The sequence below is a fragment of the Pseudoalteromonas rubra genome (assembly GCF_000238295.3).
Lineage (GTDB): Bacteria > Pseudomonadota > Gammaproteobacteria > Enterobacterales > Alteromonadaceae > Pseudoalteromonas > Pseudoalteromonas rubra.
The window spans coordinates 847,149-866,866 of record NZ_AHCD03000044.1; the positions used below are offsets into that span (position 1 = coordinate 847,149).

The 19,718-nt window shown below is 46.7% G+C and carries 17 protein-coding genes; 5 read left to right on the forward strand and 12 right to left on the reverse strand.

The genetic code is table 11. The features are described 5' to 3' along the window. Positions 1-26: 26 nt before the first annotated feature. The gene (locus PRUB_RS24295; RefSeq protein WP_010380536.1) at positions 27-2,213 is read right to left on the reverse strand and encodes a carbohydrate binding family 9 domain-containing protein; all 2,187 of its coding nucleotides are present in this window, start codon (positions 2,211-2,213) and stop codon (positions 27-29) included. A 169-nt stretch (positions 2,214-2,382) separates the two neighbouring features. Between PRUB_RS24295 and PRUB_RS24300 the strand changes: the two genes are divergently transcribed. Beyond that, positions 2,383-3,423, forward strand: a complete 1,041-nt coding sequence (locus PRUB_RS24300; RefSeq protein WP_010380538.1) for a S66 family peptidase — start codon at positions 2,383-2,385, stop codon at positions 3,421-3,423. Between the two features lie 155 nt (positions 3,424-3,578). Continuing rightward, complete coding sequence (locus PRUB_RS24305) at positions 3,579-4,793, forward strand: alkaline phosphatase family protein (protein ID WP_010380539.1); 1,215 nt, start codon at positions 3,579-3,581, stop codon at positions 4,791-4,793. Positions 4,794-4,941: 148 nt separating this feature from the next. On the opposite strand, the gene PRUB_RS24310 is transcribed toward PRUB_RS24305, so the two are convergent. The 3 genes from PRUB_RS24310 to hutH all read right to left on the reverse strand — a co-directional run bounded on the left by PRUB_RS24310 (position 4,942) and on the right by hutH (position 9,038). Further along, the gene (locus PRUB_RS24310) at positions 4,942-5,202 is read right to left on the reverse strand and encodes a hypothetical protein (protein WP_010380541.1); all 261 of its coding nucleotides are present in this window, start codon (positions 5,200-5,202) and stop codon (positions 4,942-4,944) included. Positions 5,203-5,518: 316 nt separating this feature from the next. After that, entirely contained in the window at positions 5,519-7,531 is a 2,013-nt protein-coding gene (locus PRUB_RS24315) for a urocanate hydratase (protein ID WP_010380542.1), read from the reverse strand. Positions 7,532-7,544: 13 nt separating this feature from the next. Continuing rightward, positions 7,545-9,038 (reverse strand): histidine ammonia-lyase, encoded by a 1,494-nt coding sequence (gene hutH, locus PRUB_RS24320; protein ID WP_010380544.1) that lies wholly within the window; start codon positions 9,036-9,038, stop codon positions 7,545-7,547. A 153-nt stretch (positions 9,039-9,191) separates the two neighbouring features. Between hutH and PRUB_RS24325 the strand changes: the two genes are divergently transcribed. Continuing rightward, a complete protein-coding gene (locus PRUB_RS24325; RefSeq protein ID WP_010380547.1) occupies positions 9,192-10,112 on the forward strand; it encodes a LysR family transcriptional regulator in 921 nt (306 codons plus the stop codon). A 71-nt stretch (positions 10,113-10,183) separates the two neighbouring features. On the opposite strand, the gene PRUB_RS24330 is transcribed toward PRUB_RS24325, so the two are convergent. From PRUB_RS24330 to PRUB_RS24340, 3 genes are read right to left on the reverse strand one after another with little or no spacing between them, the layout of a single operon-like run. Next, positions 10,184-10,783 (reverse strand): hypothetical protein, encoded by a 600-nt coding sequence (locus tag PRUB_RS24330; protein ID WP_010380550.1) that lies wholly within the window; start codon positions 10,781-10,783, stop codon positions 10,184-10,186. Positions 10,784-10,786: 3 nt separating this feature from the next. Further along, positions 10,787-11,371, reverse strand: coding sequence for a hypothetical protein (locus PRUB_RS24335; RefSeq protein ID WP_010380552.1), 585 nt, complete (start codon positions 11,369-11,371; stop codon positions 10,787-10,789). Beyond that, on the reverse strand, positions 11,368-11,667 hold the full coding sequence (locus tag PRUB_RS24340) for a helix-turn-helix domain-containing protein (RefSeq protein ID WP_339327537.1): 300 nt from the start codon (positions 11,665-11,667) through the stop codon (positions 11,368-11,370). The genes PRUB_RS24335 and PRUB_RS24340 overlap by 4 nt, the downstream gene beginning before the upstream one ends. Positions 11,668-11,976: 309 nt before the next feature. On the opposite strand from PRUB_RS24340, the gene PRUB_RS24345 reads away from it, so the two are divergent. Next, positions 11,977-12,288 carry a helix-turn-helix transcriptional regulator gene (locus tag PRUB_RS24345; RefSeq protein WP_010380556.1) on the forward strand — a complete coding sequence of 104 codons (312 nt, stop codon included), beginning with the start codon at positions 11,977-11,979 and terminating at the stop codon, positions 12,286-12,288. Positions 12,289-13,151: 863 nt separating this feature from the next. On the opposite strand, the gene opgC is transcribed toward PRUB_RS24345, so the two are convergent. The 5 genes from opgC to PRUB_RS24370 form a co-directional block, all read right to left on the reverse strand. Then, positions 13,152-14,255 (reverse strand): OpgC domain-containing protein, encoded by a 1,104-nt coding sequence (opgC, locus tag PRUB_RS24350; protein WP_010380560.1) that lies wholly within the window; start codon positions 14,253-14,255, stop codon positions 13,152-13,154. A gap of 379 nt (positions 14,256-14,634) precedes the next feature. Continuing rightward, on the reverse strand, positions 14,635-15,210 hold the full coding sequence (locus PRUB_RS24355; RefSeq protein ID WP_010380564.1) for a hypothetical protein: 576 nt from the start codon (positions 15,208-15,210) through the stop codon (positions 14,635-14,637). A 338-nt stretch (positions 15,211-15,548) separates the two neighbouring features. Next, a complete protein-coding gene (locus PRUB_RS24360; RefSeq protein WP_162144647.1) occupies positions 15,549-16,799 on the reverse strand; it encodes a zinc-dependent metalloprotease family protein in 1,251 nt (416 codons plus the stop codon). Positions 16,800-16,858: 59 nt separating this feature from the next. Further along, entirely contained in the window at positions 16,859-17,557 is a 699-nt protein-coding gene (locus tag PRUB_RS24365; protein WP_010380569.1) for a hypothetical protein, read from the reverse strand. A 127-nt stretch (positions 17,558-17,684) separates the two neighbouring features. After that, positions 17,685-19,175, reverse strand: coding sequence for a coniferyl aldehyde dehydrogenase (locus PRUB_RS24370; protein WP_422624871.1), 1,491 nt, complete (start codon positions 19,173-19,175; stop codon positions 17,685-17,687). A gap of 166 nt (positions 19,176-19,341) precedes the next feature. Between PRUB_RS24370 and PRUB_RS24375 the strand changes: the two genes are divergently transcribed. Continuing rightward, positions 19,342-19,713, forward strand: coding sequence for a VOC family protein (locus tag PRUB_RS24375; RefSeq protein ID WP_010380573.1), 372 nt, complete (start codon positions 19,342-19,344; stop codon positions 19,711-19,713). The last annotated feature ends 5 nt before the right edge of the window (positions 19,714-19,718 follow it).

A 19,718-nucleotide genomic window follows, 5' to 3' on the forward strand; every position in this document is an offset into this window, starting at 1 on the left:
GATTGCTCTGAATAGCGCAACGCGCTTTACCATCTATAGGTGTAGTTTAGTTTCACGGCCGTTTCAGAAAATACGGTCTTTTTATCGTGCCAGCCATCTTCTAAGTCATACCCTTTGTTAATACTCAACTGATACAATTCATCTGGCGCTGGTTCGTAGCGCAGTCGACTAAAGAGTGAGAAGCTGTCTGACTGGGTATTGTGCTGCAACAATGAGTTCCAGGACCACTCGCTGTTAAATGCGATATTCACTTTTAGCCGTGTGTTGTACATGTTGCTCTTCTCGCCAGCCCGCTCGTAATAGTACATATGACGGCCAAGTTGCACATATAAGTGTTTATTCGGCCGGGCGTTCAGGGTCATGCTATAGCGTGTCAGGTCCGCATCAAAAAAGTCGCCTTTGACAATTCGGCCACTGGCAAAGACAGGCCGATCGCTGGCTGTTTCATAATACACCGTCCATTGGTTGTAATCATACTCACCCTGAGCAAACTGAATGTTGTCACGAAATTGGAACGGGTCTTTGAGCACTTTGTTGTACATGTCGTAGCTGATGTGAAAATAGTCATGAGACTTGGTTTGTATTATCAAAGGCTGTAAGAACAACTGCTGACCTTTCTTTTCGCCATCAGTATTTTCCCAGCGTTTATAATAGGTTCTGAACTGATAAAGGTTGAGGTTGTCACCCAGCCAGCCTGTTTGTGGGCGTACCCGGTAGTGACTGGTGAGGTGATAGTATTTCAGGTCTGTGCGATTCACAAAACCCATTGCCGGGCTAAAGTCCTTGCCGATATAGCGATACTTGGTGTCCAGATAAAATCGGTCATTCGGCATTTTGAACGCTAAACCATACGCTTTACTGTCACTGTCGGGCAGGTCATTTGGCAGGTCGATAGACTGGTAAAAGGCGTTGGCAATCAATTGCTCCTCACCAAATATAATATCTTCAAAGCGATAATCTATCCCACTGAGTGTTTGATCGGCACTGTCATCGGCAGTGCCATGGGTGAATATAGCGCCCAGTTGATGGCGTTCGCCAATGTGTTGTTTGGCTCTGGCGACACTGAGTTGAGTGGTTTCAGCTATGTTTCCGTCGCGTTCCTGGTTGACGCTCAATACGCCCAGATCGGTATTGCCAATTCGGCCTGTGAGTTTCGTGCCCCAGTTAACATCCAGCACACCTGACTGTGGGCCCTGACCAATCCGACGAGAATAAAATGGCATGCCGTTAAAATCATTATCGTCCATTCCACCAAAACGAAATATCTGACTGTCCTGTAAAAAGAAGTCGCGCTTTTCACTGTAGTATTGACCAAAGCGGGTCATGTTCATTTCTATTTCGTCGACATCTGTGCCGGAGAAGTCGGTATTGAGCGTCAACTGACCGGTCAGGCTGGGGGTAAACCGGTAAGTGGCATCCAGCGAAGGCTCAAAGCTGCTCTCCTCCAGTGAGTCTTTGTATGCCAGGCCGGGTTTCACTTCAATGCCTTTGCCCTGATTTAACTCGCGCAGCCCGGAAATCGGTGCGGTTTGTGAAGCATGCCAGCCTGATGAATTGGGGTTATTAAGGTTCCAATAGGACTGCACATAGGGACTGGAGAGTTTATGGCGCAATTGTAACCCCCAGTTTGGAGCATCCGGGTCGAAAGACAATGACTGCATGGGAATGGCAATTTCTACCGTCCAGCCATCGTCCTGCTGTTGGGTTTTGGCGTACCACAGTGTTTTCCATTCTGCGATATATTCAGTGCCATTCACCAGGCCATCTTCTCGTACGCCTGATGGGGTAACGTGAAATAAATAGCCATCGGATTTGTCATGGTTGGTGTCGAGGATCAGGCCAAAATAGTCTTCGTTCCAGACTCGCTCTCCCTGGGTAAGCACTCTGTCCGTGATCGTGTCAAAGGGCTGCGTAATTTTAGCGGCCACGTAAAAGAAGTGTTCATCATAAGCCACATACGCCGTGATAGGGTGCCTAGGGGTGCCACCAACCGTAGGCCGGAATTCAACAAAATCGGTGATCACTCGCGCATTTTGCCATTCTGTGGGGGTCAGTTCACCGTCTATATCAGGTGCCACACTGAGGCGTGGGATTGTAGTGTCGTTTTGCGTAAATTGCTGCCAGGGACGAAGGGTCTCTGACGATTGTTGTGCGTTACCGCAAGCTGCGTATAGAGAGCAAAGGGCTAAGCTTAGTGCGTTCAACTTATTCATTGTTTTATCCGTTTCGTAAAAAGCTGGCTCCATTGTTGTTGAGGCGAAAATAAAAAGCGTGAGAAAGGCGCGAAATAAGGTGACAAAGTAAGGAAATTATGTGACAAATACCTGCCTAACGTTATGAATTAAATGGTTTTAAATTTTAAGTATGTAAAAAGGACAACTTATGCACTATCCAGCTCCTCTTATCTCAGGAAGTACCATTGCGGTTACCGCATTTTCCAGCGGCGTGGCGGCACCTTTGCATCCCCGACTTGAGCTGGTCTTAGGTGATCTGGCACTGCGTGGCTTCAAGGTACTCGAAGGGCACTGCTTACGTGAAGATAAGTTACATGTGAGCGCGCCGGTGGAGAGGCGTGTGGATGAGCTGATGCGGTTTTTACTGGACGACCGGGTGGATGCGATTATGGCTCCCTGGGGCGGAGAGATTGCAATGGACCTTTTACCTTTGCTGGACTGGCAGGCTCTGCAACAGGCTCGGCCAAAATGGTTGATGGGGTTTTCAGATATCAGCACTGTGCTCAGCGCGTTTTCCAGCAAACTGGGTTGGGCAACCTGTCATTGCACTAACCTGATGCAGTTGTCTTTGGCACAAACCGATGCATTAACGGCAGATACCTTCACGCATTTGCAAACACCAACGGGTGGGGCATTCACACAGCGCAGCGCGCCTTTCTATGAACAAGGTTACAGCAACTATGCGCAAGACAGCGAAGCGGTTTTTAATCTGGCCGAACCAAGCCGCTGGCAAGTAATGAATGGCGAAGCGCATCATGCCGGGACGGTATCGTTTCAGGGACGTCTGATCGGAGGCTGCCTGGATACACATATGTTGATGTTTGGCTCAGAGTATTTTGATCCTCAAGCGCTGCTCGAGAGGCATCCTGATGACAAACTGATCTTTTACTTTGAAAACGCCGAGCAGTCTCCTACAGCCTACTATCGAGCTTTGCAGAGCCTGAAGTTGCGAGGTGCATTTGAGCACGCTGCGGGTATTCTTATTGGCCGTAATGCGGTAACGGACAATGCAGGTAAGGCATTTGATGGAGATACTGCCGTGAAAATGGCCCTGGGAGACCTGACGGTGCCTGTTATTACGGGTGTTGATGTCTCCCATATTGCGCCTAATATGGTGCTGATCAACGGGGCGCTGGCAGAGGTGAGTCAGGGTGATGAACATTGGGCCCTGGTTCAGCATTTGCGTTAAATAGGCTGTGTTAGTTCGGGGCGAACGTGGCTCGTCCCGAAAATATGTTACTGGTCGAAAATCCCCCTTTTTTCGGCAAAAGGTCCTTCATTTCATTCATATTTTAGTTTTATTGTGCCCACGCTGATTTATTGTTTCAGGAACAAAAGGGCATCATGATTAAACACGCGTTACCGGTTTTATTCTTCTTGATTACGCTTATGTCTTCACTGGCCTTGGCAAAAGGGCAGGGAGCAGAGCAAAGTGTAGTGATGATTTCACTGGATGGATTCCGCTGGGATTACATTGAAAAACACAAAGCAAAGAACCTTGCGGCTATTGCTGCACAAGGCGTCAGAGCCGAGTATCTTGAGCCTGTGTATCCGACCAAGACCTTCCCCAACCACCTTTCTATTATTACTGGCTTGCTGCCATCTAACCATGGCATTGTCGGCAATCATTTTTGCGATAAAAACCGTAACCAGTGTTATAAAATGGGCTACGGTCAGGACGATAGCTCCTGGCTAAAAGGGATCCCGCTTTGGAATCTGGCTGAAATGCAGGGGCTTAAAGCCGCTACTTACTTCTGGCCTGAATCAGATGCCCGTATTAACGGCATGACGCCCAGCTATTTTTACCACTACTCAAAGCACAGCGATTACCAGCAGCGTATCGATCAGATAGTGCAATGGCTTAAGTTGCCAGCGCAGAAACGTCCACGCTTTGTTGCAGGTTATTTCTCGCTGGTGGATACCATGGGACATGATTTTGGTCCCGATGCACAACAAACTTATCAGGCTGTCCAGAAGGTTGATAAGCTGGTTGGTCAGCTTGCAAGAAGAATACAGCGTGAGGTAGAGCAGGACGTTAACCTGATCATTGTGTCAGATCATGGTATGGCACAGCTGGATCCGGACATGAGTTTGCAACTGTCTGATTTAGGGGTAGAACTGAGAGACTTTATCGTTAAAAACAGTGGCACTCAGGTCTGGTTATATAAAAAGCCCGAAGCCCGTGTAAACCTGGATGCGGTGCGCACTCAGCTGATGCGCAATGCCCGCGGCCGTTACGACATCATTAGTGAAGAGACACTTAAAAGCCGCGGTGTGACAATCAATGAAACGACAGCCGATATTGTGGTTGAAACTCAGGCACCGCGTTATTTTGCTTATGATGAAAAAGATAAACACTATGGCACTCATGGTTTTGCCATCACGCAGGATATGCATGCAACTTTTGTTGCTATGGGCCCTGCTTTTAAACAGGGGACTAAGATTGGCCCGGTGAAAAACCTCGATATTTATCCTGTCGTGGCGCAGGTTCTGGGCCTTGAATTATTGTCTGATATAGATGGTACTGGTGCGTCTTTACTCCCCGCATTGCGTCATTAATAGTTAGCTTTTATTTATAGCTGAGGTGTCTCCGGTGACGCTTTTTATCCTGATGTCACCTCTGTGCTGAATTTGAGCGCGAGTGCTCCAGTTTGACATCGTTTATTCCTGAGTTACTAACAAGATAACCACATTTTCTGTGGGTAAGTTAATCAATATTAGCTAAATCAATAGGATAGTCACCTTCGGTTGGTGTGTTCAGATCACTTCTTGGTGCCAGGCTTATCTCGCCTGAAGAAGATACGGTGATCACTTGTTGTTCAGTCATCAGATCTATTACGGTTTGGAGGGTCATATTGTCTGCTCTGACACCCTGGAGTCTGAGCGCCGATATGGGCAAAGGGGCCGGATGGCAGCTTAACAGGTCAGCGAGGATTAAGCGGTACAAAAGCTTTTCTGCGCGAGTCATAGCGTATAGCCCCATCAATAATTATAACAAAGCTATGTTAGTTCATACTGTCAGGTTCTACCATCTGGATTGTATGAAAAAGAGCCAGGATCTGGCTCGTGGTCTGATAATACATGACATAATTGGATAATGTCGTTACACATAGTGCTTGCGCGATGTGGCAGTAAGATGCGTAAACAGTGACAGTTATAAGTCGCTATCAGGCAAGCTCCACGCTGAATGTTGATTGAAACGCATTTACTGTGCTTGGATAAGTGCAGCGGATACAAAAATGGCCACCCCAGGGCAGCCATTTTTTCTTACCGATTGTTAGCGTTTAGAGCGAGAGGTTATTGAGAATCTCGTCATCTACGCCATTTGGCAGTGTCACTTTAAGCTTAGGTGTGCGCGCCATTTCGCGTTTAATCGCGAAGTTAGCTTCTTCGTTACGAGCCCAGCTACGACGTGCAATACCATTGTTCACATCGAATAGCAGCATAGACTTCAGGCGACGCTCTGCATCGCTGCTGCCGTCCAGCACCATACCAAATCCACCATTGATCACTTCACCCCAGCCAACGCCACCGCCGTTGTGAATAGAAACCCAGGTTGCACCGCGGAAGCTGTCACCAATGACATTGTGAATGGCCATGTCTGCCGTGAAGCGGCTGCCGTCATAAATGTTCGAGGTTTCGCGGAATGGTGAATCAGTGCCACTCACATCGTGGTGGTCACGGCCCAACACAACCGGGCCAATCTCGCCGCGCTCGATGGCATCGTTAAAGGCCTTGGCGATTTCCATACGGCCTTGTGCGTCGGCGTACAGAATACGCGCTTGTGAGCCAACAACCAGTTTGTTTTGCTTGGCATCTTTGATCCAGGTGATGTTGTCCTGCATCTGCTGCTGGATCTCTTCTGGAGATTCCGCCATGATCTTGTTCAGCACCTCTGCCGCGATGGCATCGGTTTTGTCCAGATCGGCCGGGTTGCCTGAAGCACAGACCCAACGGAATGGACCAAAGCCGTAGTCAAAGCACATTGGGCCCAAAATGTCCTGTACGTATGACGGATATTTAAAGTCGATGCCGTTTTCGGCCATCACGTCGCCACCGGCACGAGATGATTCGAGCAAGAAAGCATTGCCGTAGTCGAAGAAATACGTACCACGGGCAGTGTGCTTATTCACCGCATCAGCGTGACGCTTAAGCGTTGCCTGTACTTTTTCTTTGAAGACCTCAGGCTCTTCACGGATCAGTCTGTTTGACTCTTCAAAGCTGATGTCTGCCGGGTAATAACCGCCTGACCAGGGGTTATGTAGCGACGTCTGATCTGACCCCAGGTGAATGAAAATATTCTGCTCATAGAAGGTTTCCCAGACATCAACAATGTTGCCGATGTAGGCAATTGATACCACTTCTTCGTTTTCCTGTGCTGTTTTAACACGGGCAACCAGTTCATCCATGTTGTCGATGAGCTCATCTACCCAGCCTTGCTGGTGACGTTTGGTGGCAGCAGCCGGGTTGACCTCGGCGCAGACGGTAATACAGTTCGCAATGTTACCCGCTTTTGGTTGCGCGCCACTCATGCCGCCCAGACCAGCTGTCAGGAAGATCTTACCTTTCGGGCTGTCGCCTTTTTCAAGGACTTTACGGAACGCGTTCATTACTGTGATGGTGGTGCCATGAACAATACCCTGTGGGCCAATGTACATGAATGAACCTGCTGTCATCTGACCGTACTGAGTGACACCCAGTGCATTGAACTTCTCCCAGTCATCAGGCTTTGAGTAGTTCGGGATCATCATACCATTGGTAACGACCACGCGTGGTGCGTCTTCGCTTGACGGGAACAAGCCCATAGGGTGACCAGAGTAAATGTGCAGTGTCTGGTCGCTTTCCATCTCGCTCAGGTATTTCATGGCCAGTAGGTATTGAGCCCAGTTTTGGAATACCGCGCCGTTGCCACCGTAAGTGATCAGCTCTTCCGGGTGCTGAGCTACTGCCGGGTCCAGGTTGTTGTCGATCATCAGCATGATTGCAGCAGCTTGCTGACACTTAGCCGGGTAGTCGCTTACCGAGCGTGCTTTAAGTTCATAGTTAGGCTTAAAGCGGTACATGTAGATACGGCCAAAGCTTTTCAGTTCTTCGGCAAATTCAGCTGCCAGTTCCTGATGCCACTCTTTCGGGAAATAGCGTAGCGCATTGCGCAGCGCCAGTTGCTTTTCGTCGGCTGATAAAATGTCTTTACGCTTCGGGGCGCGGTTGGCGTCAGCCGGGTAAGGTTTAGGCGCAGGCAACTCGCTGGGGATCCCTTGCTTAATTTGGTCCTGAAAACTCAGTGTGGTGGTCATTGTTATTTTCCCCTTAGTTAACCGTAAATGCTTGTGACTTAACCAATGTTACCATGTGATCAATGTCTGGCTTAAGCAGTCTGTCTTCTTCAAGTTTGGCGACTTTGCTGCGGATCAGCGAAAAGTTTTCTTCGATCAGGTCTGAGCAGGTATTAGGGCGTCTGAACTCAATGGCCTGGGCTGCATACATCAGCTCAATGGCAAAGATTTTATCCAGGTTACCCAGGATCTGGTTCAGTTTACGACCTGAAATACTACCCATAGATACGTGGTCTTCCTGGCCCATAGAGGTTGGTACACTGTCTGCCGATGGTGGGAAGCACAGTGATTTGTTCTCGGTAACCAGGGCGGCGGTGGTATACTGCGGGATCATCATGCCCGAGTTGAGGCCGCCTGAGGTCGTTAATAAGCGCGGCAGACCGTGCAAGCCTTCAAGTAGCAAATAACAACGACGATCTGAGATGTTGCCCAGTTCCGCTGCGGCGATTGACGCGTAATCCAGTACCATGGCCAGAGGCTGACCGTGGAAACTACCACCTGAGATGGCTTCTTCGCTGCTGATCACAATCGGGTTGTCCGTGACTGAGTTCATTTCAATCTCAGCCAGCTCTTTTAGGTGATTGTAGGCGTTACGAGACGCACCATGTACCTGTGGAATACAGCGTAGTGAGTACGGGTCCTGTACGCGGTCACATTCTTCGTGGTCCGCCATATTCTGAGAATCTTTAAAGAAGCGGCGCATGCGCTTGGCCACTTCCAGGTTACCAGCGAAAGCTCGGATCTGGTGCAGCTCTTCTCGGAATGGCGACTGACTGCCCTGCATGCCTTCAATACTCATGGCACCGGCCAGATCTGCCAGGTCCAGCAAATAGCGCATTTTCGTAAGCGCTGTGATGGCATGTGACAGGATAAACTGAGTACCATTGATCAGGGCCAGACCTTCTTTCGCGTGCAGCTCCATTGGTTCAAGGCCGTGTTCTTTCAGCGCTTCGGCAGCCGGGACGATTTGGTCTCCCTTCCAGAATTCACCTTCGCCCAGCAAAGGCAGGAATAAGTGAGACAGAGGCGCAAGGTCGCCTGATGCGCCTACCGAGCCTTGCTCTGGTACGACTGGGATCAGGTCCAGCTCAATGAACTTTAGCATCCGCTCAACGGTTTCCAGACGGATACCTGAGAAACCCTGGCTCAGTGCATGGACCTTGGTGATCAGCATGAGTTTAGAGATAGGCTTAGCAATTGGTTCGCCAACCCCAACCGCATGGGTGATAAGCAGGTTTTTTTGTAGCAGATTGGTTTCTTCTGGTGAGATTTGCGTGTCGCACAGCGGGCCAAAGCCTGTGTTAATACCGTACACGGCCTCGTCGGAAGCGGCCATCACGTCAACATTGCTACGGCTGGTGTTGATTTTATCCAGCGCTTCCTGACACAGCTCGGCTTTAATGCTGCCATCGGCAATGCCGTTGACTGTGTCCAGGTCCAGACGATCGATACCATATCTAAACGTCATTTTATTCTCCTAAATATCATCTTGTTACATGCAGATGTTGTTTTTATCCCGCAATCCTAACTTGCTGTGGTAGTTTTATAAATGCATAATTATCGTAATTCATTCCGGTATTATCGAACTAAAAAGTATCGAACTCAATGAGGTGGGTATTTAATGCAGGTACAAGACGTTGATTTAAGGTTACTGCGGATCTTTGTCGCCATTGTGGAATGTGGTGGTTTGTCGGCCGCAGAGTCGCGCCTGAATATAGGTCGTTCAACCATTAGTTCGCATCTGTCGGACCTGGAAGTTCGTTTGGGTCTGAAACTATGCAAACGCGGGCGCAGCGGTTTTGAGCTGACCGAGCCGGGCAGGGTGACCTATCAGGCATCTTTAGAGTTGTTACAGCAATGCGAAGCGTTTGCCAGCACAGTGGCCAGCTCTAAAAACGAACTTTCAGGGCGGGTGACCATTGCCACCATAGATACTATGGTCAGCGACCCCCGTTGCGGCGTGGCACGGGCCATTTCTGCACTCAAGGCGCGCGGGGGCAATATTCAGTTTGATATCCATGTCTGTGAAGCCCGCGAAGTCGAAACTTCTGTGGTGAACGGGCGCTCTCTGGTTGGACTGGGCGTAAGTCGCCATCAGCTGCGTGGCCTGGATTATTACCCACTGCACAATGAGTACAATTATTTATATTGTGCGCAGGGGCATCCGCTGTTCGAACTGCTGGATGGGAATGTGGCCAAAAGCGACAGTGCAAAATTAGAGGCATTACTTGCCGAAGCTGAGGTGATCACCAGTAACTACCTGCGCGATAAAGAAGTGCGCAACGATGGCCTCAACTATCAAAACAGCGCCATTGCCTATCATGACGAAGGCATTGCTCACCTAATTCTCTCCGGCGAGTTTATCGGCTACCTGCCCGAGCACTACGCCAGCTACTGGGTTGATAAAGGCATATTCAGAGCCATACAGCCAGAAAAATACGCCTATCAGATCCCGGTGATGCTGATCACGTCAAAAAGCAATACGGCATCGCCGTTAGCCGAGGCGTTAATTGAAGAGATAAAGCGGGTACATGCAAATTAGCATGGTGTACAAAAAACAATGCCAGTCAGTTTTGCTGACTGGCATCAGGTGATTGAATGTTTTAATCTGATTTAAGATGCGCGGGAAGCCTGAGTGCCATCCTCTCTTGCGGACAGGATCATCATGGTCAGCAGTGCGCCACAACAGATTGCATATGCAATATAAATGAACACTTCGAAATTATCATAGATGACTGTCCAAGATCTCATTTCAAAATAGGACCAGGCAATGTTCTCAAGTAATGCAAGCATGTTAATCAAGCACATATAGAGAAAGATCCAATGAAAAATACCGTCAAAGTGGGTTAACTCTATTTGCTTGGATTTTGAAAGTATTCGAGAAATCTGCACTCTAAAAATTAAGGCTGTTGCCGTTAATAAATTAAGTAAAAATTGGACTCCGTAAACAATAGTGCCCTGTAGTAACTTGTTTTCTGAAGGGGTAATTACGTCTACTACACCTGCTTCAAAAATAACATAGCTGATTCCCGTTCCAGCTAAAATAAAACCGGAAATATGAGTTACATTGACTTCCTGTTTAAGGACGCCATACAGTGTGCTTAGTAATAATAAGGTCACATATAATGTGGTTGCAATGCTGATGTCCCATATATGAATGTATAAAAAAGCCAGTGAAGCAATGCTTAGTAAGATCAAATTTGAGAGTTTCATTTCCTAACCTTGATTAATCTTTTTTGGAGGGGTAGGTTCATCATCAATTTCATATCGAGCTGCTCTTGGCGGTTTATAGCCCGTTGTGCCTCCGGATATATAAGTGCAAATATCAGTCTTTATTCTTTTTGAATTTAGGCCATTTTTTGAATAGTCAGGCTTGGTGTCTTTCAATAAGCTAGCAACTTTGGCTCTGGGTGGCTTATATCCTGTACTGCCAGATATTGAGCTGCATGTGCGCTTAGAAAGCTTATGTATATTTTCTGTTTTAAGCGAAGACACCTGATATATACCTGCTGTCATAGAGCGAGGTGGTTTCTTCGCTGTAGTTCCACCCATTACTCCCATACTTAAATCTTCAGAAAGAACTTGCACGGCATTAACCTCACAAGCTTCAGGCCTGACCGGCTTATAAGGCCCTTTAGAACTTGGTTTATCAGACCGGTAGGGTCCGCAGCCCGTGACCAACAGTCCTTGCCCACCAGATAAACACTTATTATTACTCAGGCCTCGACTCATTTTCCGGTCAGTTAGTTTTACCAGAGAAGCCAATTTAGTTAGAAGTGTGAGTGGGCGTATCTTTTTCATTTTTCGTCATCCTGTAACTTTGACGCATCATGGCGGTTTAAACTGCCACTAATTTGTCTGATTTCATTGAGTAAAGATCGCGTATCTATTTTGCATAGCATCAGCCAGCGAAAAAGCTGCTTGGATTTGATGTCACTGACACCCTGCTCATAGTTACTGATTGTCTTACGGTCGCACTCTAACTTTTTGGCCATCAGCTCCTGGGATATGCCGGCGTTTTTCCTCATTGCCTTTAAATCATCGCCATCAATCACGTCCTTTTTTCCTTTTTTATTGTAATGCGGAGACTTTTCCACATTCGAACGAACATAATCTTAACAAGAAAGTCGCAATGTTAATACAAAAAGGGAACATGTCAAACTGACGCAAGTTAGAGATATCAAGTTATCTCGTTGCAATAGCAACACTAACAGCCGTGCGGGACTGTGAGTTACACGATATTTCTTAACGTTAAAAAGGTCAACAGGGCGTTTACATTAGTTGCGATTTTTCTGACAGTCGAAACCAAGAATACACCTGAAACGGTATTTGTCAGGTGTACTCTTTTAATAAATCAGGTCAGCATTTGGGCAAGCTGACATACAAACGTGTAAAAGGATTAGGCGATGAAAAATGATGCGTTTGCCAGGAAACAGCGGATTGATAAACTGATGAGGCGATTGCAACGCAACCTGCGGCAATTAAGGTATAAAAATAAGCTCTCGCAGGCGCAACTGGCTGCCAAGCTGAATGTTGACCAGTCTACTATCAGCAACTTTGAGTCAGGCCGCTCAGTGATGACCATAGAGCAGGTATATGAGTTATATTTACTGTTTGGCGATGACTTTTCCTGCCCCGATATACTGTTTGCACAACGTGACGCCGACGAAAAGGGTAATCTGGAGTGTAATCAGGAGGTTAGTTACCTGTCAGAATGAGTAAATCGTTAAGTGAACCGCTTTAGTGTGTGATTAAAGTGAAAACCAAACCTTAATCGGGTTTTCACTGTTCTATTCGTATGCCAGGGCACCTATTGGGCGAGAAGCAAACTCAATCTATGATTGTGCCACAGGCAACTAACAAAAGGACGAAAGACAACACACTGTCTCTACATTTTCAGTATAGTTATGATAGTCACAGTGTTTTCCATGGTAGGTTAAGGGGCAATAGAAGCTAGTGACCAGATCCGTATTCATACCACCCGCAATGGCTGGTGTTGCATTATTTGGAAGTTTTGAACTATCGGCCCTTAGAGACTTAAGACTTCTTTTCTTGAATGATAATTTCACTAAACTAATCCTTTTTAATTCATACTCGAATAACCCGAATGATTCTCAGTTATTCAATAAGCTTATCTTCAATAATAGATTCATGATGCCATACGTAAAAACCAGACCGCAGTCTGGTTTTATGGCTGGAACGACTGACATATCAGGCGTTCATCTGGAGCCTGTAACTAGCACCAGGCAGAGCCACAACATTCAGTCGCCTGATCATTTGAGTGCCTGTTGCTGTCGCAATTGTGCACTGCATAGGTGAAGCAGTGATTTGAGCAGTAGTCTGTCAAGCGGCCGCCTGCTACAGCTGGTGTTGCATCATTTGGTAGTTTTTTATTATCAGCGCTGAGAGACTTGAAGCTTTTCTTCTTTAAACCTAATTTCATTATAATATTCCTTTAAATTTTTTGTTAAATATGCTCGTTGAGCGTAATGAATTTAATATATCTCAAGTTTAAATGTCAACACTTTGTTTTTAAGGTTTTTTTAGTGTAAATTTCTTCCCATATATTGCTTGTGGTTTATTAACTCTGGCTCATGATGTTTACTCTATGATGGTCCCTGCGGCGAAACTTTCGCCAACTCTGATCAAGTTTAGCCGGAAGTGCGAGCAACGCCACAAAGCTGGCACATATCAACAGGTCCCAGTACCAATGTGCAGTGGTGTATTCATGGCTCCACGGCAGCAGAAAGTAAATCACGATGCAGTGAAAGGCAAAAACGGGCAGGGCATGCTGGCCGATAAATACCGGATATCTGAGCGTAAAGAACCACCGAAAGCGACGCATCAAGTGCATTATCAGATACACGCTCAACAGCAGATTAAGCTGATAGAGTAAAGAGGCGCTGCCGTGGCCGCCATAATAGGGCCGCATTAACTGTGGATAGCTATGCTTGAGCAGTAAAAAGAAGCCTACCCCGCTCAATAGCAACACCCGTACCGCAGGTGTAAACGTAAAGGTATGGCCTTTATCAAACTTTAGATAACTCAGCACAACCCCCATAAAAAAGTATATCTGCCAGGCGAATGGGTCAAAGTGACTTACGTTTAACTTGATGTCATTAAACACCAGACTAAACGGGGCTGCTAAAAATTCTGCGGTGACAAACTGGGCCAGCAACCAGACAAAAAAGGAAGCCGTGACGACATACATCAGCTTTCCTTGTTTTAGGGCCACAATAGTCAAAGGCAGAAATACCATAGGCACTAAATAGAGGATCAGGATATCGTGAAAGCCCGGATGCTCGAGTAGCAATATGGCCGACAAGGCACTTTGTATGGGATTGCTAAACCAGTTAGCGGCATTAAAAAAGCCCGACCAGTGCGTGACATATAAAGGCAATGAGAGGACCAGCGAAAAGCAAATCAGGATGGCACTCAAATGAAATCCATAAATCACCAGACAACGTCGCCACACTTTACGCCGCAATTCGGTGCGATTGTCTGCCAGCCGACTATATACCAGATAAGCTACAAACCCGGATAAAAACACAAACCCCTCGGCCGCCGAAACAAATCCCAGCGGCGTGCGGGTAAATTGTGTGACAAAACTGCCAAACAAGTGGTTGCAGGCAATGATGATAAGCAGCCAGCCTCTGAGGCCATCATAGCTTAAATCTCGGCTCATGTTCTCTCCTTAAACCTCAATGGCGCAATGGGTAAATGGGGAGCTCATATTGCCGATTTACAGATTGGGTACCATTGACTTGCGATATATTAATTTTTAGGTACAAAACTTATCGTATAGGCCAGGGAAGCACAATTGAGATTCTTTAATTTGACTCACTGTTTATTCTTTAGGCAGACAAAGACAAATGACCAGACTGATCTATAAGCAATAAATACAGGGTGTTTTGTTGTTCTTAACAATTAACATGTTCGCTAACAACAAAGGGGATCAGCCTTAATTAAGTCTTTGCTATCAATAAATACATTCTAAAACAATGAATGGAATGGGGAGAAGTCTTCATCGTAGGAGCCACAAAATCGTGGCTCCCTGTTGTTGATTAGTTGTCACATGGCTTTGTGGTTAGTTCATAGTGTTCACTTTCTGTTTTTACGTACTCGCCGTTTTCCTGCTTGATATCGTAAAGTGTGATTGTGCATTGCTTTTTGCCATCTATTTTGTCTACATAATATTGTGCTTCATAGTTATGGCCGGCCAGTGGCGTAAAGCTGACTTCTTTCACACAGTATCTATAGCCGTCGATACGTGTGTTAGCGCCAGTAACCCAGACGCCTGCAAAATAAAATGAAATAGGTACATTTGCTTCAACGTTTAGCTCGGTTTGTTGTTTTTCATGAACCTCTGAACGGTACATGGGCATGCCAATTACGCGGCCAGCCTGACGGTCTGCCAACAAGTTGGCTTTTGCTCCCAGTACAGCGATTTCTCCACCCTGGATAAAGTTGTGATTAATACACCCTGGTGTTTTATCAATCCATACTGATACGTTGCCGCTATCCATAGAAACTACGCGAAGTGATGCAGTCTCCTTGCCGGGAGCAACCGTATAACCGGTTGTTGAGCAGGCTGATAATGTCGCAACCATTAACGCACTGACGGCTATTTTTCTTTTCATTTGTTTTTCCTGTGACTTTAAAGGGTGATTGGTTTTTGTTGCTGAAGCCAGCGAAGTATAGAGTAATTTCTACAATTGAGTACAGTCATTCCGTGCAGAGTACCATCTGTGTGCAGCTGTCACTGTCTGACAAGTATCCGTGTCATCCTCAAGGAGGTCTTCTGCTGGTATTTGGGCGGATTCAGATGTCTGATCGATTGACATTGAGAGTGCCGGAGTAAAAACTCAAATGTGTGAAACAGGCTGGATACTGACTTGCGCAAGTATCCAGCTTTTGATTTCACTGTTGGCCCATCACCAGTTAACACTGGAAGTTGTCAGGCCAATCAGATTACGCGTTATATCATCGTTATAGTTGAAACCAGCGCTGCAATATTCAAACAACGCTCAGGGCGTATCAGGTTTGTATGTGTTTGCTCCAGTTCATCAAGCTGATGGCAGCTGGCAACATCATTGCCCTGTAAGTTGATTGTTGAGTCAGACGATAACTGATACAAGGCGTCAAGGTTGACGATCCGGTTATCACTCAAATCAATAAACGGTGATTCAACGACTGGCCATCCTCCCGGAGTCGGTCTGACGATGGTTGAGTGTAAACCTGTGATGCCCTCGAGACCATCAATAGAGCCAATATCAGATGCCGAACAGCTGATACTCGTAATGCGATTGATGTCGTACACACTGCTACCGGGTGTATAGGGGTAAGTCTGTGAGATACACGAGCGCAAATTTGAATCACGGTAATTCAGCGTGTGTACGTCTGGTGTCGCGTGAGCGGCGAAATTAGTACGAAAATCTCTTATCGTTCTGGCTGCATTCCCCAGTAGCGCATTACCACAAGGGCTGGCGGAGCCATTTTCACCGCAGGCAACATCAGTTATGTCCGGATTGGAAAAGATACCCACAAAGGTCGTCGCGTTGCGTCGACTCCAGTATTGCAAGTAGTTTCCTACCATGATGGTACCATATTCACCATCATCACGTACTTCGTCTCCGGACGAGTCACCAACAGAAGCCAGGGAGACGATTCGCCCCCACCCTTTAGAGTATGCGTGGTAACTCAAATTGTGACCTGTGCTGCCCAGAGCTTCGGCAACCTGAATACCGTGTGATAAGCCAAATACATGGCCAAGCTCGTGGGCAAATGTATCTGTGCTACAGTCGTAGTCAACGATAACGGTAGAATCCATGAAGTCCACCGCATTAATTTCATCTATGTTTCTGCTGACAGTATTAGCAATTCCGCAGTAAGCTTGTCTGTCGTCACCTGTCAGGCCATTGTCTAATCTCGGGACTACGGCAATGGTATAATCGGCACCAATCTCATCTGCTCTGTTTTCAAGGTTATTAAAACCATTGATTTCACGTCTCATATTGTTAAATATGACGCTTTCATCCGAGTCCGCAGCCATATCGCTCATGACGGTCTCAGCAGGGTATAACCTCATGGCAATGTTTGAGTCGGAGAGCATTGTATTGGTCTCAAGGATCCATCGTTCCAGTTCGTCCCGGATGGTTTCTTCTGAGCGCCAGCTGGTGATCAGTGCGTCATCTACGACAAAGCGAACACCCACCTCTACATTTGCCAAAACGCTTGTGGAGGCTAAGCAGAGCCCTGAAATAACTGAGTTTATTATACTTTTTTTCATCATTTTCTAATCTTTTCCTTATGGTTTTCAAGTCCGTATAGTTCTACATATTCCTTGTGAGACATCATCAGTATTTGATTATCGACTGACTGAATATGGTATCGGGTGCCATCAATTGTAACTTTACCCCGGATACCCGTATTACTGTAGGTAAGCATCATATTGGTCAGGTTACTGCCATTGTTGAGCTTAAATGACAAATGTTGATTACCACTGCGGGCATGGTTTGATGCTTTTAGTGTGGCTTCAATATGCGTGTTCAACAGGGTTAGTTTTGCCTTTTCACCTACTTGCAAAGTGGTTAACGGCATTAAATCCCCTGAGTATCTCACGGCATGTGCACTGAAGGCCGGATCAATATGAGGCAGCGGGGTAATCGCATTAGAAGCGACGGTATTGATTTGCAAAGGTGGTGCTGATGAGTTGTCGAACTCATCATTAGGTGCATCATCGTATGCTGTTTCTGCGACATGATTATTGGATGCAACGCTTTGTTTAACTTCGTTTTTGCCAGAGGTTACAGGCAAAGAAGCTGACTCGTTATTTTGTAATTTGTCTGATGAAGTTTTGTTGGCCTGCAAAGCCGTTTCTGCAATACTTGCAGATTCATCCACAGCAGGCTCATCGGTTGCATACTTCGACAGTGTTACCACGGCGAGCAGTAACGCTGCAGCGGCAGATAAAACAATTTTTTTCACAATCCTTTTGTCCAATTTTGGTAAGTGATTTTTATTTTTAAGAACGTACGTGTCCTGGTTTCGATGTTAACATTGCAGACCGTTTTTTGGAACAGTCGTTGACTTTAGGGCTAAAAATGATGTTCTGCTATCTTAGAATGTACTTACGGAGCACTTTTAACATCCAATCCCGATGCTTGAGTACAAAGCGGTTCTTAGGTAGCCAGCTGCTGGAATACAATACTGTTTTTGCCTTTGAAAAGGTTAAAAAGCCTTCGTAGCCATGGTAATGGCCCATCCCCGAATGGCCTATGCCTCCAAAGGGGGCATCGTCGGCCACCACGTGCATGGTGGTGTCATTAATGCTAATTCCGCCACTGTGGGTGTGGGTGATCAAGCGCTCAATCAGTACTGAATTGTTTGACATAATATACAGTGCCAGCGGGCGCGGCCGAGCCGTGATGTAGGTTATGACCTCATCTAATGTGTCATATGTCATCACAGGCAGCAAGGATCCGAATATCTCTTCTTTTAATACCGCCATATCGTCAGAAAGATTGGTGAGCAGGTGCGGATAAATGCGTTTGCCATCCCCAGGCTCAGCATCTTTGACGGTATGCACTGTCGCCCCTTTGGTTTTAGCATCATCCAGCAGTTGCAACAGGCGGGCATGCTGGCGCTCGCTAATGATGTGGCTTTGCCGATTGCTGTTGTTGCTTTGCAGATGATATTCCCTATAGCAGGCGATAAAGGTATCAATGAATGAATCCAGGCGCGAGGTGGGCACAAAAATGTAATCCGGGGCTACGCAGATCTGCCCGGAATTAACAGACTTGCCCATAATCACCGCATCCACGGCTACCTTCATATCTATGTCATGGTCAATGATAGTAGGCGATTTGCCCCCTAGCTCGAGAGTTATTGGGGTCAGGTTGTCTGCGGCCGCTTTTGCGACCAGCTTGCCCACTGCGGTTGAGCCGGTAAAGATCAGGTGGTCGAATGGCAGGGCAGTGAAAGCCGCGCCAATGTCTGCATCCCCTTCTACCAGGTGAACATGATCGCTGATGTCCTCCAGAATGGTGCGCAGTACCTGATTTGCATTAGGCGTAAACTCACTCATTTTGATCATCACACGATTTCCCGCGGCCAAGGCTTGAATTGTAGGACCCAGCGCGAGGTAAAGCGGAAAGTTCCAGGGGGTGACAACACCCACCACGCCTAAAGGTTGATAATGCACTCTCACTTTCGAGGGGGCGAGCATGAGCCCGGCATGACGCCTTGAAGGCTGCATCCATTTTTTCAGATGTTTAATGGCATATTTAATGGTTGCTATGGTTGGCATTAGGTCGGCAAAAAACGTATCGAACTCGCTGCGGTAGCCATAATCCTCTGACAAAGCCTGATAGATCTGTTGTTCATGATTGATGAGTGCACGTTTCAGCTTTTTTAGTACAGCAATACGTTGCGCATAGTCGGGTGCCGGATCACGGCTATAGGCAGACTGCATTGCCTGAAAGTTCATCTCCAGCAATGTATGTTCAGAAACTGTGCTCATATTCGTCATGGTTGCAGGCCTTGTTTTGGCGAGTTTTGCAAAGTGATTTACATGATAATAACGCCGATATGAAGATGTGGAAATAAAAGTACTAAAATTGGCCAAAATAAATCATTGAGGTTTTTAGGGGATTTGTATTCCTAAAGAGACAAACCAGATCGCGCCGGGATGGGTTTAATTTAGCGTTCACGAATGGGTGCTAGTGTAGGTGTGACGGCACGTCTGCAAACTATGCACTGAGCGAGGTAAAATGATTATAAACCGGCTATTTACTAACGTCTGTACAACCAACCTGACTGAATCCCGTGACTTCTATATGTCGTTGTTCGCGTTTGATGTCAGGTATGACAGTGACTGGTTTATTCATCTGGTATCACAGGAGTCGGGCCTTGAGCTTGGGATTATTTTAAAGTCTCACCCCATCGTGCCGGAGCAGGCACGACAGAGCTCATCTGGTATGTATCTGACTTTTGTCGTCGACAAGGTTAGCCCCATCTACGATAAAGTCAAAGCGCTTGGCTATGAGGTCGTTCAGGCTCCCGAGGCAACAGAGTATGGGCAAATGCGATTGTTACTTTTAGCCCCCGAAGGGACGCTCTGTGACATCTCATCGCCAATTTAAGCGCG

Coding starts and splice junctions, on each gene's coding strand:
- PRUB_RS24335 (WP_010380552.1), bottom strand. CDS start 11,371: ATGAAAAAGATACGCCCACTCACACTTCTAACTAAATTGGCTTCTCTG.
- PRUB_RS24355 (WP_010380564.1), bottom strand. CDS start 15,210: ATGAAAAGAAAAATAGCCGTCAGTGCGTTAATGGTTGCGACATTATCA.
- hutH (WP_010380544.1), bottom strand. CDS start 9,038: ATGACGTTTAGATATGGTATCGATCGTCTGGACCTGGACACAGTCAAC.
- PRUB_RS24305 (WP_010380539.1), top strand. CDS start 3,579: ATGATTAAACACGCGTTACCGGTTTTATTCTTCTTGATTACGCTTATG.
- PRUB_RS24315 (WP_010380542.1), bottom strand. CDS start 7,531: ATGACCACCACACTGAGTTTTCAGGACCAAATTAAGCAAGGGATCCCC.
- PRUB_RS24345 (WP_010380556.1), top strand. CDS start 11,977: ATGAAAAATGATGCGTTTGCCAGGAAACAGCGGATTGATAAACTGATG.
- PRUB_RS24375 (WP_010380573.1), top strand. CDS start 19,342: ATGATTATAAACCGGCTATTTACTAACGTCTGTACAACCAACCTGACT.
- PRUB_RS24330 (WP_010380550.1), bottom strand. CDS start 10,783: ATGAAACTCTCAAATTTGATCTTACTAAGCATTGCTTCACTGGCTTTT.
- PRUB_RS24310 (WP_010380541.1), bottom strand. CDS start 5,202: ATGACTCGCGCAGAAAAGCTTTTGTACCGCTTAATCCTCGCTGACCTG.
- opgC (WP_010380560.1), bottom strand. CDS start 14,255: ATGAGCCGAGATTTAAGCTATGATGGCCTCAGAGGCTGGCTGCTTATC.
- PRUB_RS24295 (WP_010380536.1), bottom strand. CDS start 2,213: ATGAATAAGTTGAACGCACTAAGCTTAGCCCTTTGCTCTCTATACGCA.
- PRUB_RS24300 (WP_010380538.1), top strand. CDS start 2,383: ATGCACTATCCAGCTCCTCTTATCTCAGGAAGTACCATTGCGGTTACC.
- PRUB_RS24325 (WP_010380547.1), top strand. CDS start 9,192: ATGCAGGTACAAGACGTTGATTTAAGGTTACTGCGGATCTTTGTCGCC.